General features: G+C 51.7%; 18 protein-coding genes. 14 read left to right on the top strand and 4 right to left on the bottom strand.

The genetic code is table 11. The features are described from left to right. Nucleotides 1–48: 48 nt before the first annotated feature. Nucleotides 49–852 carry a glycogen/starch synthase gene (locus D4L85_RS09920; RefSeq protein ID WP_073134480.1) on the bottom strand — a complete coding sequence of 268 codons (804 nt, stop codon included), beginning with the start codon at nt 850–852 and terminating at the stop codon, nt 49–51. Nucleotides 853–972: 120 nt separating this feature from the next. Here D4L85_RS09920 and panC point away from each other — a divergent pair, with 120 nt between their 5' ends. The 6 genes from panC to purN all read left to right on the top strand — a co-directional run bounded on the left by panC (nt 973) and on the right by purN (nt 6,479). After that, a complete protein-coding gene (gene panC / locus D4L85_RS09915) occupies nt 973–1,815 on the top strand; it encodes a pantoate--beta-alanine ligase (RefSeq protein ID WP_119754168.1) in 843 nt (280 codons plus the stop codon). A gap of 64 nt (nt 1,816–1,879) precedes the next feature. Beyond that, complete coding sequence (gene panD / locus D4L85_RS09910) at nt 1,880–2,227, top strand: aspartate 1-decarboxylase (protein WP_073134483.1); 348 nt, start codon at nt 1,880–1,882, stop codon at nt 2,225–2,227. A 23-nt stretch (nt 2,228–2,250) separates the two neighbouring features. Next, nucleotides 2,251–3,291, top strand: coding sequence for a lysylphosphatidylglycerol synthase transmembrane domain-containing protein (locus tag D4L85_RS09905; RefSeq protein WP_119754167.1), 1,041 nt, complete (start codon nt 2,251–2,253; stop codon nt 3,289–3,291). 679 nt (nt 3,292–3,970) lie between these two features. Then, the gene (locus D4L85_RS09900) at nt 3,971–4,813 is read left to right on the top strand and encodes a hypothetical protein (protein ID WP_160143638.1); all 843 of its coding nucleotides are present in this window, start codon (nt 3,971–3,973) and stop codon (nt 4,811–4,813) included. A 151-nt stretch (nt 4,814–4,964) separates the two neighbouring features. Beyond that, on the top strand, nt 4,965–5,822 hold the full coding sequence (locus tag D4L85_RS09895; protein WP_119754165.1) for a geranylgeranylglycerol-phosphate geranylgeranyltransferase: 858 nt from the start codon (nt 4,965–4,967) through the stop codon (nt 5,820–5,822). Nucleotides 5,823–5,897: 75 nt separating this feature from the next. Beyond that, nucleotides 5,898–6,479, top strand: a complete 582-nt coding sequence (gene purN, locus D4L85_RS09890; RefSeq protein ID WP_119754164.1) for a phosphoribosylglycinamide formyltransferase — start codon at nt 5,898–5,900, stop codon at nt 6,477–6,479. Here the strand turns inward: purN and D4L85_RS09885 are convergent. The 3 genes from D4L85_RS09885 to D4L85_RS09875 form a co-directional block, all read right to left on the bottom strand. Beyond that, nucleotides 6,476–6,925, bottom strand: coding sequence for an acyl-CoA thioesterase (locus D4L85_RS09885; protein WP_119754163.1), 450 nt, complete (start codon nt 6,923–6,925; stop codon nt 6,476–6,478). The genes purN and D4L85_RS09885 overlap by 4 nt on opposite strands. A gap of 40 nt (nt 6,926–6,965) precedes the next feature. Beyond that, nucleotides 6,966–8,156, bottom strand: a complete 1,191-nt coding sequence (locus tag D4L85_RS09880; RefSeq protein ID WP_119754162.1) for a homogentisate 1,2-dioxygenase — start codon at nt 8,154–8,156, stop codon at nt 6,966–6,968. A 147-nt stretch (nt 8,157–8,303) separates the two neighbouring features. After that, the gene (locus D4L85_RS09875) at nt 8,304–9,926 is read right to left on the bottom strand and encodes a S41 family peptidase (protein ID WP_119754161.1); all 1,623 of its coding nucleotides are present in this window, start codon (nt 9,924–9,926) and stop codon (nt 8,304–8,306) included. A 206-nt stretch (nt 9,927–10,132) separates the two neighbouring features. On the opposite strand from D4L85_RS09875, the gene D4L85_RS09870 reads away from it, so the two are divergent. The 8 genes from D4L85_RS09870 (at nt 10,133) to D4L85_RS09835 (ending at nt 17,924) form a co-directional block, all read left to right on the top strand. Further along, nucleotides 10,133–10,888: a hemerythrin domain-containing protein gene (locus D4L85_RS09870; protein WP_119754160.1), complete on the top strand. Its 756-nt coding sequence runs from the start codon at nt 10,133–10,135 to the stop codon at nt 10,886–10,888. A gap of 159 nt (nt 10,889–11,047) precedes the next feature. Continuing rightward, on the top strand, nt 11,048–11,554 hold the full coding sequence (locus D4L85_RS09865; RefSeq protein ID WP_119754159.1) for a dihydrofolate reductase family protein: 507 nt from the start codon (nt 11,048–11,050) through the stop codon (nt 11,552–11,554). A gap of 277 nt (nt 11,555–11,831) precedes the next feature. After that, complete coding sequence (gene ruvX / locus D4L85_RS09860) at nt 11,832–12,245, top strand: Holliday junction resolvase RuvX (protein WP_119754158.1); 414 nt, start codon at nt 11,832–11,834, stop codon at nt 12,243–12,245. 99 nt (nt 12,246–12,344) lie between these two features. Then, nucleotides 12,345–12,899, top strand: coding sequence for a peptide deformylase (def, locus tag D4L85_RS09855; protein ID WP_119754157.1), 555 nt, complete (start codon nt 12,345–12,347; stop codon nt 12,897–12,899). 4 nt (nt 12,900–12,903) lie between these two features. Continuing rightward, the gene (locus D4L85_RS09850) at nt 12,904–14,067 is read left to right on the top strand and encodes a methionine aminotransferase (protein ID WP_174236151.1); all 1,164 of its coding nucleotides are present in this window, start codon (nt 12,904–12,906) and stop codon (nt 14,065–14,067) included. Between the two features lie 173 nt (nt 14,068–14,240). Further along, nucleotides 14,241–15,071: an amidohydrolase gene (locus tag D4L85_RS09845; protein ID WP_119754155.1), complete on the top strand. Its 831-nt coding sequence runs from the start codon at nt 14,241–14,243 to the stop codon at nt 15,069–15,071. Between the two features lie 115 nt (nt 15,072–15,186). Next, complete coding sequence (gene purH, locus D4L85_RS09840) at nt 15,187–16,713, top strand: bifunctional phosphoribosylaminoimidazolecarboxamide formyltransferase/IMP cyclohydrolase (protein ID WP_119754154.1); 1,527 nt, start codon at nt 15,187–15,189, stop codon at nt 16,711–16,713. Nucleotides 16,714–16,898: 185 nt separating this feature from the next. Beyond that, nucleotides 16,899–17,924 (top strand): rod shape-determining protein, encoded by a 1,026-nt coding sequence (locus D4L85_RS09835; RefSeq protein ID WP_073134508.1) that lies wholly within the window; start codon nt 16,899–16,901, stop codon nt 17,922–17,924. Nucleotides 17,925–17,927 lie beyond the last annotated feature (3 nt).

The following is a 17,927-nucleotide window of genomic DNA, read 5'->3' as shown; positions in this document are numbered from 1 at the left end:
GCTAAAAAAAATAGGGCAACTGCCAATATGGTCAGTTGCCCTATACGGTTAACCCATAAGTTCATTATAGAGATTATAATACGATTCGGTTGAGTTTTCGTCGTTATCAAAGTTTTCAACTTTCTTTTCTTTGATCTTCTTGAACAGGCCTTCCAGCTTTTTGTTCTCTCCGGCCACGATCACGGCATCGGAAAACTCAACACCCAGCTTGATGAAGCCTTCGAAATCGGCGGTCTTCAGATTGCCCAGCATGTTGTCTTCGATATCCATCATCTTCACTTTGTCCATGATATCTCCCTTAAACTTGTGAGAGAAGGAATTATTGTAGATGGTGAAAACCGTTTTTGCGTTTTTGAACAACGGATCGTTCTTGTACGTGGTTTTCAGGTACAGTGGAATGAAGCTGGTGATCCAGTCGTTGCAATGCACGACATCGGGAGCCCAGCCTAATTTGCGAACCGTTTCGATTACCCCTTTGCAGAAGAAGATAGCGCGCTCGTCGTTGTCCTCATAGAAGTTGTTTTCTTTATCATGGAAAACCGACTTGCGATGAAAATAATCTTCGTTGTCGATGAAATAGACCTGAAGCTTAGCATTCGGAATAGAAGCCACTTTAATGATCAACGGCTTTTCTTCGTCTCCCACCGCAATATTGATACCCGACAGCCTCACTACTTCATGTAACCGGTTCTTACGCTCATTGATAATCCCAAACCGCGGCACCAGAATCCTGATCTCCATCCCCTTTTCCTGCATCGCCTGTGGAAGTTTGCGCACAAAGTCCGCTACTTCGGAGGTTTGCAGAAACGGGTTGATCTCGCTGGCTACATAAAGAACTCGAAGTTTTGACATATTGATTGAATTTAAAGTAGAATGAAAAATTGAGCCACAAAAGTACAAAAAATTACCCCCTTGATCAACTTATTTTCAGTTTTCCCTATATCTTTGCGCCCCTTGCCAAAATGGCCTAAAATGGAGATTTTCAAGCAGATAGCCCCATTCAAAGCATTCCTAAAAGGCGCCAAACTGGCCGGTAAAACCGTTGGTCTGGTGCCCACCATGGGCGCCCTTCACAAGGGCCACATTTCGCTGGTAGAAGCCTCTAAAACCCAGAATTCGGTCACCGTCGCCACCATTTTCGTCAACCCCACCCAGTTCAATAATCCCGAGGATTTGAAGAAATATCCCAAGACCCTCGACAAGGATGTGGCTTTGTTGGAAAAAGTTGGTTGCGACGCTGTTTTTTGCCCCGAAACAGAAGAAATGTATGACCAACCGTCCCGGCTTAAATTTGATTTCGGCCATCTTGACAAAGTGATGGAAGGTCAATTCCGGCCAGGACATTTTAGCGGTGTTGCCCTCGTGGTCTCCAAATTGTTCAATATCGTAGAACCTCACCATGCCTATTTCGGACAAAAAGACTGGCAGCAATTTGCTGTTATTAAAACGCTGGTAGAGGAATTAAAATTCGGCCTGGAGCTTCACTTCGTGCCCACCATGCGTGAGGCTGACGGTTTGGCCATGTCGTCACGCAATTTGCGGTTGGACGAGCACCAAAGAGCCCACGCAACGATTTTTTATAAAGCTTTATCCTATGCCCGCGAAGCCCTTCGCAGCGGCCAGGCCGTTGCCGAGGTAAAACAACGTGTGCGGAGCATGGTTGACCAGGAACCGGGCATGCGACTGGAATATTTCGAGGCGACCGATAGCAAAAACTTAACGGTTTTAGATAACGTTAAAGACGCCGGGCATGTGATCCTTTGCATCGCCGGCCATGCAGGTGAAATTCGTTTGATCGACAACCTGTTTTTGTAGTGAAAATGCGTAACAAACTTTTCTTTTGCCTTTACAGTTTTAGAAGCAACCAACTTTAAGCACCTTGAGAATAGAAGTTTTAAAGTCGAAAATTCACCGCGCCAAGATCACGCAAGCGGAATTGCACTATGTGGGCAGTATCACCATCGATGAAGATCTGATGGACGCCGCCAACATGATCGAAGGGGAGAAAGTGGCCGTGGTGAACGTGAACAATGGCGAGCGCCTGGAGACCTATGTGATCAAAGGCGAAAGAGGCTCGGGCATGGTGTGTCTGAACGGACCTGCTGCACGCAAGGCGCAAGTGGGCGACATCGTGATCATCATCTCTTATGCATCCATGAAATTCGAGAAGGCCAAAACCTTCAAACCGACTATCATTTTCCCAACTCCCGATAATAAACTACCTTGAGCGGAAATTTTTAATTCCAAATCGTGTCTTCCAGCCTCAAGACGTTCCTCCAATACATGTTTATCCTGGCAGCCACCGCGCTGCTCATCTGGTTTTCGCTCCGCGGTCTTCACGTTGCCGAAGGCGAGAACAAATGGGACTATCTGAAACATACCTGGGACAGCGCCCACAAAGGATGGTTGTTGTTGATGGCCGTCATTGCCATGGCCAGCCACGTGGTGCGGGCCGAACGCTGGCGCATGCTGCTGACCCCGCTGGGCGAGTCTCCTAAATTGAGTCACAGTTTTTTTTCCCTGATGGTGGGCTACCTCGTCAACCTGGTTATTCCCCGCGGTGGTGAAGTGTCGCGGTGCTACAATCTTTACAAGCTCGATAAGATCCCGGTGGAAATTTCCTTTGGTACGGTGGTGCTGGAAAGGATCGTCGATGTCTTGTGCCTGCTCATTCTCATTGCATTTTCTTTTATACTCGAGTCGCAGAAATTATTTGCGTTCATCGAAACGCTGCCCATCGGGCAGGGTGACCACCAATCGAAATATACCGTGTTGCTCTACTTGGTGGGCGGCTTGGTCGTGCTGGGCAGTGTAGGCATCTGGTTCGTCCGGAAAAACAAAAAAATGAATGCCTGGGTGATGAAGACGTGGCATGGCTTTAAAGATGGTGTGTTGTCGGTTTTCAAATTGAAGAACAAGGGATTGTTCATTTTTCACTCCGTGCTCATCTGGTTATTGTATTTCGCCATGAGCTATGCCGTCATAAAAGCGTTCCCGGCCACCAGCGAGTTGGGCTTTCACGCAGTGCTCAGTTTGTTTGCGATTGGCTCCATTGCCATGGCCGCACCGTTGCCAGGGGGCACAGGTTCCTATCACGTGCTAGTCCCACAAGGCCTTGTTTTTTTGTACAGCATCCCCCAGAGCGACGCCGTAGCGTTCACCTTTATCTTCCACGGATGGCAAACGTTCATCATGATCGTAGCCGGAGCCATCTCCCTGATAGCAACATCCTTCCTGGTAAAACGAGGCCCCGTATCCTCGTCAAAAGAAATTCAACCCATTAAAGAATAAGACACCCCCAACCCCCGGAGAACAAGAATCCCCCCTATACTCAACACCCCACCCACCCAACACTCACACCCACACTCACACCCACACTCACACTCTCACACCCAACCCCACACCCACACCTCTTCCAGCATGTTCCCATCAGGGCCTAAGCCTATCTTCGGCCTGGCAATGGAATGTGCGGATAGGGTTAAGCCCTGATGGGAACATGCGGGGCCCCCGCGGCCCCGGAGCGGAGCTATGAAATGCAACAAAAAATCCACGCACAAAACCCAACTATCTCACCAAGCGCTCAGCCCCACAACCCCATCCCCGATGATTTCTATCGCCTAGAATCAGCTTAAACCTAACTTCAGCGAACACAGAAAGACACCCTCCTTCGCTGAAGCTTCGGCGGCCAAGCGACGTCAACCCAAAGTGCGTTCCGCAGTCCCTAACCCTGGCCGAGACAACAAAGCCAAATCCACGTTTTCATGCATTCCAGATCGCATTGCATTCTTTTCAAAAAAAAATTTGACCATCATTAAACCTTTGCCCCTCACCTTCCTCTAAGCAACATCTTTCCCAACAACGAAAGATATCCTGCAGCAAACGCTGCACTCCATTTCGAATTCCAAACTTGGCCAAGGTGTGGGTTCTGTATTTTATATAACAAGAGCTTAACCATAAATAAAAAATGAAAATGAACTTCTTAAAATCAACATACGGCGCGATGATGCTCGTAGGCCTCCTGGCCGTATCATGTAATCGCGACGAAGACATGCAACAAGGAACGGACACCGAAGAGGAGCAAGCCGTAGAAACCTCCTCCGAGGGTGACGATTCCGCAGACGACGCCTTGGAGATGGCCTACCAAGGCGAGCACCAGTTGACCGTTTCCGGCGGCCGGGTGAAGTACAACATGTGCGCTACCGTCACCAATGACAAAGAGCACCACATCATCACCATCGACTTCGGCGATGGATGCGTCGGCCCTTATGGCCGCGAAAGAAAAGGAAAGATCCTGATCGCGTATAGCTCAGAAGTTGGCGACAGTCTCGCGAACCGCATCATCACCTTCGAAAACTTTTTTGTGAACAATAAAGGCGTGACGGGCACCATCGAATTGCGCGACGTCTCCATCAATGCCGACGATAACTTGCAGTCCACCAACAGGCTTAAGGATCTCACCATCACCTTCCCCAACGGCCAGAAAGTCGTTTACAATGGTAGCCGTACGCGGGAATGGTTGGCCGGCGCCGGCGATGATGATCCCACCAACAACAAATACAAGATCACGGGCACGGTCACCGGCGAATCTACCACCGGCCGGAGCTTCACGCAGGAAATTGTGGAGCCGATCATCTCCGACTGGTCGTGTGCTGCCCAAGGCAACTTCGCCCGTGTGTCCGGTGTGGTGGAGCTGACCAAGCTGAACGGCTATAGTGTCCGCAAAAGAACAGTTTACTATGGCGATGGCGTGTGCGACAATGTCATTACGATCACCACTTTCAGAAGAACCTATTCGGTAACGATTGGGAGCTAGTGGGTTCTGGTTTTAAGTAAGCAAGCGGTCCGGGAGCCTTGTGTTTCCGGGCCGCTGCTGTTTTTAATGGACCTATGATAAAAAAACTAAATTCCTTACACCCTTTGCCGGTCGCATTTCGTAGTTATTTTTACCCCGCTATTCTCCGACCATGGCACAGGAATTATCACAGGTTAGCAATTTTGTGGAATCGTTGTTCAAACTGACGCGGTTCGGGAACCTTGTGATCATTGCCTTCGCGCAATATTTTACCGCCCGCTTTTTGATCGGCCCCCAAACCTTCACCGACGTCCACCTGGCCATTCTTTCCCTGTCAACGGTGTCCATAGCGGCGGCGGGGTATATCATCAACGACTATTATGATGTAAAGATCGACTACATCAACAAGCCCGAGCGCGTGGTGATCGGCAAGCAGATCACGCGGCGGTATGCGATTCTTTTTCACGTGGTCCTTTCGTCGGCAGGTATTTTATTGGGGGTGATTTTGTCGTGGCGCATTGGGGCGGTGAATGTGTTCTCCGTTTTTCTGTTGTGGCTCTATTCCAACAGCCTGAAGCGCCTGCCTTTTGTGGGCAACCTGACCGTGGCGATGCTCACGGGCCTTTCGATCTATGTGGTGGACCTCTACTACGGAACGCACAGCGCGATGGTCATCATCTATGCGGCGTTTGCGTTTTTTATGACCCTGGTGCGCGAGATCATCAAGGACATGGAAGACCTGAAAGGCGACAACACCTTTGGATGCAGAACGCTACCCATCGTGCTGGGCATGCGCCGAACGAAGGTGATCATCTATGCCATCCTCGCCATTTTTTCCGCTACGGTGTTCGCGCTTAACGTGCTGTACGAAGCGCTCCCCCTGCAATATTATGTTGTGTTCTTGTTCATCCCTCTGCTGTGGCTGTTCTATCGCCTGCTGCGGGCCGATATGAAAAAGGACTTTGCCTGGCTCAGTGCTTTTTGCAAGGTCATTATGTTGCTGGGCATCTCCAGCATGGCTTTCATTTAAGCTTTGCCCCGAAATTTTTTGTTTGAAAATCTTCTGCGATCTTGCGGCCCCGAATCATTGACGGGGTAAGTCCACATGCCGAAAGAATTCCGAATCGCCATTTTCGCTTCCGGAAGCGGAACAAATGCAGAAGAGATCATGAAACACTTCCGCCATCATCCCCGAGTGGAGGTGGCGATGTTGCTCAGCAACACCCCGGAAGCGTATGCATTGAAACGTGCGGAAAAATTCAATGTTCCTACCGCAGTCTTTACGCGTAAAGAATACAAAGAATCCCAGATCGTGCTGGAATGGCTCCGGGAGAAACAGGTAACCCACGTGGTGCTTGCCGGATTTTTGTGGCTCGTTCCCCATTATCTCACCGACGCTTTCCCCGATCGCATCATCAACATCCACCCGTCGTTGTTGCCCAAATTCGGGGGCAAGGGCATGTATGGCATGAAAGTGCATGAGGCCGTAAAAGAACAGGGCGAGACCTCCACCGGCATCACCATCCATTTGGTGAACGAGCATTATGACGAAGGTCGCGTGATCTTTCAGATTTCTTGTCCGGTTGGTCCCCAAGACACGCCCGAAACCATCGCACAACAGGTGCATCGGCTGGAGTATGCGCACTATCCGCGTGTGATCGAGGAGTGGATCCTCGGCTCAGCCTAAACCTTCTTCACGACAAACTCAAAGTCGTCGGGCTTGGGGAAATTTGCAAAGATGTTTTGAATGAATGGGTCGGGCACGGTGAGCTTGCGCTTCACCATGTCGATCCAGGCTGCATCGATGTTGATGACGGCCGCCAGCGAGCCGTCGGCCTTAAGGAAATTGTGCCGGATGCTCCAGCGGCCATAGTCGGGCGTGGCTTTCAGCAGTTCCACATCCACCGTGATCACATCTTCCAACCGGATCTCGCGCCGGAAGACAGCCTCCTCGCGAAACAGTACCGGGCCGATCTGCAGTTGCTCCAGCTTCTCAGTGGTGAGGCCGTTCTCGCTGAGGATCATCATGCGCAACGTGGCGCCATAGTCGTAGTAGGCAGAGTGACGAAGGTGGCGGTTGGCATCGATATCCGCCCAGCGGATCTGTATGGTCTTAACGTACTTGGCGCTCATTCAAAAAGTATTTACCGGAAAATTAACGGATGCCGCTGGTTTAGGGTGCGTTCACCTCATTAAAATTTCCGGAGCCTTCTGTCCAACTCATCGGATAGTTTTTATCGACGAAGGCCAGGGCGTCGGTGGTGAGAAAGAGTGGCTTGAACGTGTCGAGCATCACGGCCAGTTCGTGTGTCTCTTTTGCGCCGATACTTTTTTCAACCGTTCCCGGATGGGGCCCGTGGGGCAAGCCGCCCGGATGCAACGTGAACGAACCGCGTTCGATGCCTTTGCGGCTCATGAAGTTTCCTTCGGCATAGTACAACACTTCGTCGCTGTCGATGTTGCTGTGATTGTAGGGCGCGGGAATAGACAGCGGATGATAGTCGAACAACCGCGGCACAAACGAACAGATCACAAAATTGTGTCCCTGAAACGTTTGATGCACCGGGGGTGGCTGATGCAGCCGGCCCGTGATCGGTTCGAAGTCGTGTATGGAAAATGCATAGGGCCACAAGAATCCATCCCAACCCACCAAATCCAGTGGACTGTAGTCATACACGTAGTGATGCAGGTAGCCCTGTTTTTTGATCTTCAACAAAAAATCTCCTTTGCTGGTGTCGTTCACCAACGTGTGGGGTGGGCGAATATCGCGCTCGCAATATGGAGAATGCTCGAGCAATTGTCCCAGTTGATTTCTATAACGCTTCACCGTTTCCACCGGCGAAGCTGATTCAATGATGAGCAGACGCAACGGTCCTTCTTCAAATTCAAGTTTATAGATGACGGTGCGGGGAATGACTACATAGTCGCCTTTGCGGAGATCCAATTTACCAAATGGAGAGATCAGCGTGCCGGCGCCGTCGTGTACGAAGATCACTTCGTCGCCTTCTGCATTTTTATAAAAATAATCCATGGTGCGCTTCGCGGGGGCGCAGATGGAAAGCGAGCAGTCATTGTTCATGAGCAGCACCTTGCGGGCATCGAGATAGTCGCTGCCGGTGGTTTCCACTTTGGACGTGTTGAGGTGCGTGTGGCGGAGTGAATATTCGTCGATGCGCGTGGGGCCGAACTTCACGGCCTCTCCCACTTGCTTCACGCGCGTGGGTGGATGCGTGTGGTATAGGATGGAGTATATGCCGGAAAACCCCTCGGAGCTGACCACTTCTTCCTTGTACAAGCTCCCATCGGGTTGGCGGAACTGTGTGTGTCGCTTTGGCGGGATCTGGCCCAGACGATGATAGTACATGGCGCGAAGGTTAGTTTATCAAAAATAAACAATCGCGCCCTGCGTTCCCACCATTCGGAAGACTGTTCTGTAATTTCAACTTTTGCCAAATAAAAAATCCCGGCATGTGGATCATACCGGGATTTGCTGAATATTATTTTTCGTCGATCACATTTTCCGGCGGTCGAGTTCATTGGGAATGCGATCGAAGAGCTTCATCGCCTGCAGCAAGATCTCGTTCGTTTCGTTCATCACCTGGAAGAAGCCTTCGTTGTTCCACAGCTTGCGGGCAATTTGTGCCTTGATGTGGACCTGGAACAGTTTCTTTTTCAGGCGAAGCTCTTTGCGGTCGGGCTTCACTTTGTTGCGTTCGCCCACTTTTACGAGGCTTTCCAGCATATCGTCCGAAACATTAAAGTTCTTCAGGAAGCTTTGAAATCCTTTTTTCTGAAGCTCGTCCTTGTGCGTTTCGGCATAGCCGAAGGTGTATTCCTGGATGGAGGTGGACGTATAAAGTTCGTTGAGATAATGGCTGTTCAACGTGGTGTCGAGGGGCACAAAATAGTCGGGCATGATACCGCCACCGCCGTAGACGGTGCGACCGTTCGGTGTGACATATTTCAACGAGTCGTTAAAGCGGATGCTGTCTGCGTGAAAAAATTCTCCGTGGTTGTAGCGGCTGATGATGTCGCGGGAGTATTCATCCTCATCTTCATAGGGCTTTTGGATGGAGCGACCCGTCGGCGTGTAGTAGCGTGAAATCGTCAGGCGAAGTTCGGAACCATCGCTGAGGTCGAAGGGCGACTGCACCAATCCTTTGCCAAAGCTGCGGCGACCTACAATGAGTGCGCGGTCGTTGTCTTGCAAGGCACCCGATAGAATCTCGGAAGCGGAGGCGCTGCCTTCGTTGACCAACACAATGAGTGGCCCAGTTTCAAAATCGCCGCGCGCCGTTGACATGGCTTCGGAGTTGTATTTTTTCTCTTTGCCGTTGGTGAACACGATCTTTTTTCCTTCCGACAAAAATTCGTCCGCCATGTCGATGGCCATGTTCATGTAGCCACCAGGATTTCCCTGGAGGTCGAGCACCAGTCGTTTCATACCACTTTCCTTCAATTTCTTCAAGGCCTCGTGGAATTCCTCGAACGTGGTGGCCGCAAAGCGGTTCACTTTGATGTAGCCGGTTTGTGCATCGACCATGTAGGACACGTCCACAGAATATTGCGGAATTTTGTCGCGGACAATTTTATAGTCGATCTCTTTACTGCCGCGCAGGATGGTGACCTTTACCTCGGTCCCTTTCGGTCCTTTCAAAGCTTTCATCACATCGGGCGATTGCACGCCAATGCCGGCCAGCAGCTTGTCGTCCACTTTAATGATCTTGTCGCCGGACTGGATGCCGAGGGCTTCCGAGGGGCCGCCGCTGAGGGCGGAGACCACCACGATGGTGTCGTGAAAAATGTTGAACTCCACGCCAATGCCGTCGAAATTACCACGCAGGTCTTCGTTGGCGGCAATACGGTCGGCCGCATTGATGTAGGCCGAGTGGGGATCGAGCTTGTTCAGCATATGCTGGATGGCGTCGTCCACCAATTCGCTGGTGTTCACGGTGTCCACATAATCATTTTGTATCTGGGTGAGCACTTCGCGAAATTTCTGGACTTCGCTGCCCACGTCACTGGATCCCTTCGGTGTATTCAGGCGCGCTCCCACAAAAACGCCCGCCGCGAGGCCCAGGCACAGCACCAGGGGGAGCCTGATCTGATATTTTGAATTGCTATTCTCCGTCATCTCGTAAGTAAATAAAAAGTAATAACGAACCGCTAAATTAAATGTTGGCAGTCAAACTCGTATAGTCTGTGCACAAATTGTGCCTGGATGGGCTCCCAGGCCAGGGAGGGCTCCATCCTAATCCAAAAATGGGCCGTTTTAAATCTGTTTCTTCGGGGTCAAAAAGTCGCCAGAAACACGAATTTTCGTTTATCTTTACAAGAATCATGAGCAAGGTAGCCCTAAAAGATACGCGCATTTCGGAACTGGTGGACCGCAACTATGTCCATGCCTATGTGCTGTTTTATTTTGGTATCCGGTTCTATGAATATTCCGAGCTCACCCTGGACCAGGTGTGCCAACAACGCGGCCTGAAAGTGGACCAGGTGATCCGCGAAATGGAGGCGCCTTCGCATCTCCAGGAAGCCGACCTGCCGCTGGTTTCCTACCCCACCGACCTCATCATCGAATACCTGAAGCATTCGCATTTTTTATTCATCAAGCATAAACTTCCCTACATCGCGCGACTCGTGGAGAGCTTTAAAGCAAACCACGAAGATTTCCGGACGGTGGAACGCGACCTGAAAATTGTTTTCCCGCTGTTCGTCGAAGATTTTATCGCGCACATCTATGAAGAGGAGGACACGCTTTTCAGCTACATCCAGGCGCTGGAACGCGCAGCAAAAGGCCGCTACCTGCCCACGAAATTGTATTACCTGATGGAGAAAAATTCCGTCCAAAAATTCGCCATGGAACACGAAGCCCACGACGACGAAATGGAAGGCATCCGCAACATCACAAAAGATTATACCCTCACGCCCCAGGCGCCGTTGCACGTAAAAGTTTTATACAACGAATTGAAAGGCTTCGAAAAAAGCCTCATCACCCACGCCCGCATCGAAAACGAAATCCTCTTCCCCAAGGCCATGGCCCTGGAAAGCAAAGTGAAGACCACCTTCTTCGAAAAAGCCAAGCTGAATTAACGACACGTCAACAGTTTCACGTCCCGACAAAAAACGTCTCCCGCGAATTGCGGCAAAATATTCTGTGGCTCATCCGTAAAACAACTGCGGTAAAACTTTCGTCGAAAAACATATTGGCGCACGCATCTCCAACGTTGTAGTTCCGTTCCTTAACCTACTATGCGAAAGATCATTCTGAACCTGGCCGTCAGCCTCGACGGCTTTATTGCCGGCCCCAACGGCGAATACGACTGGTGCTTTGCCGACGCCGACTACGGCATGACCAACTTCCTCAACAGCATCGACGCCGTGGTCATGGGCGGCAAATCGTACCGGCTTCTTCTGCAGTATGGCGCACCCTATCCGGAATATACGAACTACGTTTTCACACGCACCGAAAAATCAACACCGTATGCAAACGTGGTGTTCACCCGTGACGACATTGCTGAGTTTGTTGAAGCACTGAAAGAAAAAGAAGGGAAGAGCATTTGGTTGTTTGGTGGCGCGGAAATCATCCATCCTTTGCTGGAGAATGATTTGGTGGACGAACTGATGCTGTCGGTGCACCCGGTGCTGTTAGGCGATGGGTTGCCTTTGTTCCGGAAGTTAAATGAGCGGAAGGCTTTTAAGTTGATGGATAGTATTACATATCCTTCGGGGCTGGTGCAGCTGTATTATAAGAAGTGACTCTCATGTCGCGGGCACGATTTTTTTTAAAGAACTACGCTTAGATTCAAGACATCCAGAGTTTCGAGTGCGGCTTCATGTAGAACAAGACCTGGCAAACACCGATAGGCCGCTGGTCCCATCAAATGCTGCCTGATCCAATTGTGCTGTCCACGGGGTTCCTTGAAATCGTGCGAAGCCAGAGGAGGGGCGTGCCTGCGGAACGACGTGCTTTTGCTGATCGGCCAGAAGCACTTCACAAGTTTTGTTGTAGCTTGCCACCTCAACACACTTCTCAATGGGCAGGGTTCTCGCAATCGACTATGGCACTAAGCGCACCGGCATTGCTGTGACGGATCCCTTGCGCATTATTGCCACGCCGCTGGAGACCGTTGCATCGGCAGGCCTGTTGACTTTTTTAGTTGACTACGCAAAAAAAGAAACCGTCGACGAGTTTGTCGTCGGCATGCCCAAGACCCTTTTGAACGAAGACTCGGCCATTGCGCCGCTGGTACGGAAATTTGTGGAGACGTTGAAAAAAACTTTCCCCGACAAGGCCGTCCACCTGGCCGACGAGCGTTTTACAAGCAGCATGGCCATGCGCGCCATGATCGACGGGGGGATGAAGAAAAAGGACCGCCAGCAAAAGGGCAACGTCGACAAGATCAGTGCCACCATCATCCTGCAATCCTTCCTGGAAGCAAAACGCTAGTCTCCTCCTCCGTTTCAGGCCCGGTCCCGGAAAAGATTTTGCTCCAAAAGTATCTTCGTGGGCGAGAAAGAATTAATTGTGTGTTATTACCTTTGCGCCATGATCTATCCTATTATCATGTACGGCGATCCAGTGCTGCGTCAGCGGGCGAGCAACCTGGAACACGGCACGGACGTGCACCAGTTGATTGAAGACATGTTTGAAACCATGCACAATGCCAGTGGCATCGGGCTGGCCGCGCCACAGATCGGAAAAAGTATCCGGCTGTTTGTGGTCGATGGCACCATCATAGACGACGAGCCGGCCATGGCCGACTTCAAAAAGGTTTTCATCAACCCGGTGATGGTGGAAGAAGCCGGCGAACCGTGGGAATATGAAGAAGGCTGTCTCAGCATTCCAAACATCCGCGAAAAAGTATCCCGCAAGGAAAACCTCATCATCAAATACTACGACGCCGACTGGGTGCTCCATGAAGAGCACTACGACGGCATGAAGGCCCGCATCATCCAGCACGAATACGACCACATCGAAGGAAAAATGTTCGTCGATTACCTGACACCATTAAAGAAGCGACTGCTGAAGGGAAAGCTGGCCGATATCTCCAAAGGCAAAGTGGACACAGAGTACCGGATCGCCGCGCCCTTGAAAAAATAATGCCGTGGCAACCTCTCCGCTGCCCATGAATATTCCCTCGCGCTTACCCGACGTTGGCACCTCCATCTTCACTGTCATGTCGAAGATGGCGCTGGACTACGGTGCCATCAACCTGTCGCAAGGCTTCCCCGATTTCAGCATCGACCGCACGATCATCGAGCTGGTGCATCGCTACATGGTGGAAGACCACAATCAATATGCCCCCATGCCCGGGGCCGTGGCGTTGCGCAACGCCATTGCCGGGGTGATCGGCCGCACGTATGGACGTACCGTTGATCCCGAAACCGAGATCACCGTTACGCCCGGCGCCACGGAAGCCATCTTCTCCATCATTGCCGCTTTCATCACCACGGGCGACGAAGTTTTGTTGTTCGATCCGTCGTATGATTCCTACAACCCGGCCGTCCGCTTGAACGGAGGCATCCCGGTGCACCTCCACATGCGCCAGCCCGACTTCTCCATCGATTGGGCCGAGGTACGGCAAAAGATCACGTCGCGCACCCGCATGATCATGATCAACACACCGCACAATCCCACCGGCGCGGTGTTGTCCGAGGCCGACCTGCGCGAGCTGGAGCGCATCGCCTTGCAACACCATCTGCTCGTGTTGAGCGATGAGGTTTATGAACGACTCATCTATGACGGCACGCCACACCAAAGTGTGTTGCGCTATCCCGGGCTGGCCGCACAAAGTCTCGCCGTGTTTTCGTTTGGCAAGACCTTCCACGCTACCGGCTGGAAAGTGGGCTATGCAGTGGGACCGGCGGCGCTCATGAAGGAGGTGCGCAAGGCTCATCAGTTTATTGCCTTTTCGGTGAACACCCCGGTGCAACTGGCGTTGGCGGAGTACCTGCAAACACCGGATCACTACGAACGACTGGGTGACTTCTATCAGCAAAAGCGCGATTTCTTCCTGGAACAAATCAAGGGTTCGTCCTTTGAGCCGCGACCCTGCAAAGGATCATATTTTCAATTGGTCTCCTACCGCGGCATCTCCTCACAGCCCGACGTGGCCATGGCCGAGGAGCTGACGCAGAAATTTAAGGTGGCGGCCATCCCGGTCTCCGTTTTCTACCAGGATAAGACCGACAACCGGCTGCTGCGTTTTTGTTTTGCTAAAAAGGAAGAGACGCTGGCTAAGGCCTGCGAAATTCTCCGGAAACTTTAGGCCGTCCCGGAAACGGAACCGATCTTCCAACAGCTCGGAGCATAAAAAAATAAAAAGGCCCGAAAACGTGGCTGTCCGCCGATTTTAAACGCTTTCTATGCGACGGCCAAAAAGCGCTTCGCATTTCCCGCGGCATTTGTTTTCTTTGCGGTCCGGATAATTTTACACCTGCCATGCACGACTTAAAAATCACCTTAATTCAGTCGGATATTCACTGGGAAGACGTCGACGCCAATTTGTCGTCGTTCGAGGAGAAGATCTGGCAGATCAGTGGCTCGACGGACGTGATCGTGCTCCCGGAAATGTTCACGACCGGATTCACGATGTCGGCACAGAAATATGCCGAACACATGAACATGCGCACCTTCAAATGGATGAAGCAGATGGCCGATCAAACCGGCGCGCTCATCCTGGGCAGCTATATTGTGACGGTCCACGACCGCTATTACAACCGTTTGCTGTGGATGGAGCCGGGCGGAAATTTTAAGACTTACGACAAGCGCCACCTTTTCCGGATGGCCAACGAACATAAAACCTATGCGCCCGGCGAGAGCCTCCTCATCGGCACCTGGCGCGGTTGGAGGATCTGCCCCCTGGTTTGCTACGACCTGCGCTTCCCGGTGTGGAGCCGCAACAAGTGGGACCTCACTTCGAAAAGGCTTTCCTATGATGCGGCCATCTACGTGGCCAACTGGCCCATTACCCGCATCGATGCTTGGGATACGCTCTTAAAAGCCCGCGCCATTGAAAACCTAAGCTACATCGTGGGCGTGAACCGCATCGGCCAGGACGGCCAGGGCATTGAATATAACGGCCACTCGTCGGTGATCGGTCCCAAAGGCGACACGATCTATACCAACGAAGGCATGGAAGCCATCCGCACAACCGAACTCAGCGCCAACGCACTCCAGGCGTTCCGCGACCGCTTCCCGGCGTTCATGGACGCCGATGATTTCACGATCGAGTTTGAGGAATACGAAGAGTCGGATTATCTCCCCGGATAATCTCCCGCGGGCTTGAGGGGAAGGACCGGAAATTTCTCGGGGCTGTTTTCTATTTCGTTGCGCAACGCCTACTTTTGCACCTCGATTTGTAAACGCTTTAATCTCATAAACTTCCATGTCCAGCCGCAAGATCACCCGCGCCCTCATTTCTGTTTTCTATAAAGACAATCTGGAACCCATCGTTCACACGCTGGCCAAGCAAGGCGTGGAGTTTGTGTCGACCGGGGGCACGCAGGAATTTATTGAGAAGCTCGGCTACCCGGTGGTGCCGGTGGAGAAACTCACGGGCTATCCCTCCATTTTTGGGGGTCGCGTGAAGACCCTACACCCCGCCGTTTTTGGAGGAATCCTTTACCGGCGTGAAGATTCGGGTGATCTGAAACAGGCCCAGGAATTCAACATTGCGCCCTTGGACCTTGTCATCGTGGACTTATATCCCTTTGAAGAAACGGTGGCCAAAGGGGGTAGTGAAGAAGATATTATTGAGAAGATCGATATCGGCGGCATTTCGCTGATCCGCGGCGCGGCCAAAAATTTCCAGGATGTGCTCATCGTCTCGTCGCGCAAGCACTACGGCGCCTTGCTGAATCTGCTGCAGTCAGGCAACGGCACGACCTCGCTGGCGGAGCGGAAAAAGTTTGCCGCCATGGCCTTCGACGTCACATCGCACTATGACACGGCCATCTTCAACTACTTCAACCAGGAATTCCAATTCCCCGGTTTCAAGAAGAGCATCCCCGACGGGCGCACCCTCCGCTACGGCGAGAACCCCCACCAGCGGGGGACCTTCTATGGTGATCTCGACGGTTTGTTCGAGCAATTGAATGGCAAAGAGCTCTCCTATAACAATCTTGTCGACGTAGACGCCGCCGTGAACCTGGTGAAGGAATTCGATGGCGAGACCGCGTTTGTCATCATCAAACACACCAATGCTTGTGGTGTGGCGGTAGCCCCCACGGTAAAGGAAGCCTATCTGAAAGCCTTCCAGGCCGACACCCTTTCTGCTTTTGGTGGTGTGCTGGCCACGAACAAGAAGATCGACCTGGCCTCCGCCGAGGAGATCAACAAACTTTTCTTCGAGATCCTCATCGCCCCGGCATACGACGAGGACGCCTTGGCCTTGTTGAAATCGAAAAAGAACCGGATGCTCCTGCTGCAAAAACAGTCGCTGAAGGAAACCATTCAATATAAGAGCATCCTCAACGGCGTGATCGAGCAAGACCTCGACCTAAAGACCGACGCCAAGGAAGATCTGAAGGTTGTGACGAAGCGTGTACCGAGCGCCCAGGAGGTAGACGCCCTGTTGTTTGCCAGCAAGATCTGCAAACACACCAAGTCCAACACGATCATCCTGGCAGTTGACGGACAACTTGTCGCCAGTGGCGTGGGGCAGACCTCGCGCGTGGACGCTTTGAAGCAAGCGATCGAGAAGGCGGCCGCGTTTGGCTTCGCGCTCAACGGTGCGGTGATGGCTTCGGATGCTTTCTTCCCTTTCCCGGATTGTGTGGAAATTGCTCAACAACATGGGATCAGGGCGGTCATTCAACCCGGGGGTTCGGTGAAGGATCAGGATTCTATTGCCTTTTGTGACCAACACGAAATGGCCATGGTCTTCACCGGCATCCGACACTTCAAACACTAATAATGTTGTAGTTGTTGATTACTTCTTCGAGTGTAAGTTCCGAGCGATAAATTATTTTTACTGGCGCTAAAAAACTTACATTTTTGAAGCGTAAATCTTTAATTTGGTAAATTAAATGCAATTTTGCGTTTTACCCTCCAGTATATCAGGCGTTCACTACTTTTAACAATAGGCAAAAGACATACATGGCATTTTTTGACTTCTTCACCAGCGATATTGCGATAGACCTGGGCACTGCAAACACCCTGATTATCTACAAAGATAAGATCGTAGTCGATGAGCCCTCCATCATCGCGCTCGACAAAGTGAATACGAAAGTTCTGGCCATCGGCCGGGAGGCTATGCAAATGCATGAAAAGACCCACGATCACATCAAGACCATCCGCCCCTTGAAAGAAGGCGTGATTGCCGACTTCCAGGCAGCCGAGATGATGATCCGCGGTCTCATCAAAATGATCGACACGGGCAAACGCCTGTTCCCACCGTCATACCGCATGGTGATCTGTATTCCCTCGGGCATCACCGAAGTGGAGAAGCGCGCCGTGCGCGACTCGGCCGAACATGCCGGCGCCAAGGAAGTATATATGATCTATGAACCCATTGCTGCCGCCATCGGCACGGGCATCGATATCGAGCAACCCATCGGCAATATGATCGTCGACATCGGTGGAGGAACTACCGACATCGCGGTGATCGCCCTTTCGGGGATCGTATGCGACCAGTCAATCCGCGTCGCCGGCGACACCTTCAACCGCGACATCCTGGACTATATGCGCCGCCAGCACAACCTGCTGATCGGCGAGCGCTCTGCCGAGAAAGTGAAGATCGAAGTAGGTTCGGCCTTGACGGAACTCGATGACGGCCCCCCGGACTACGAGATCCGCGGTCGCGATCTCATGACCGGTATCCCCAAGACCATCAAGATCAGCTATTCTGAAATTGCTTTCGCACTCGACAAATCCGTTTCCAAACTGGAGGAAGCCGTATTGAAAGCGTTGGAGACCTCACCCCCGGAATTGTCGGCCGACATCTACGAACGTGGCATCTACCTGACGGGTGGAGGAGCTTTGTTGCGCGGGCTCGACAAGCGCCTGGCCTTAAAGACCAAGTTGCCCATTCACGTGGCAGACGATCCGCTGCGTGCCGTGGTTCGCGGCACCGGCCAGACCTTGAAAAATATTCAACAATATCGTGCAGTATTGATGACGTAAGAC

Source organism: Chryseolinea soli (assembly GCF_003589925.1).
GTDB lineage: Bacteria > Bacteroidota > Bacteroidia > Cytophagales > Cyclobacteriaceae > Chryseolinea > Chryseolinea soli.
The sequence above is the reverse complement of the archived record's forward strand: the minus strand, read 5'-3'. Positions and strand labels throughout refer to the sequence as shown.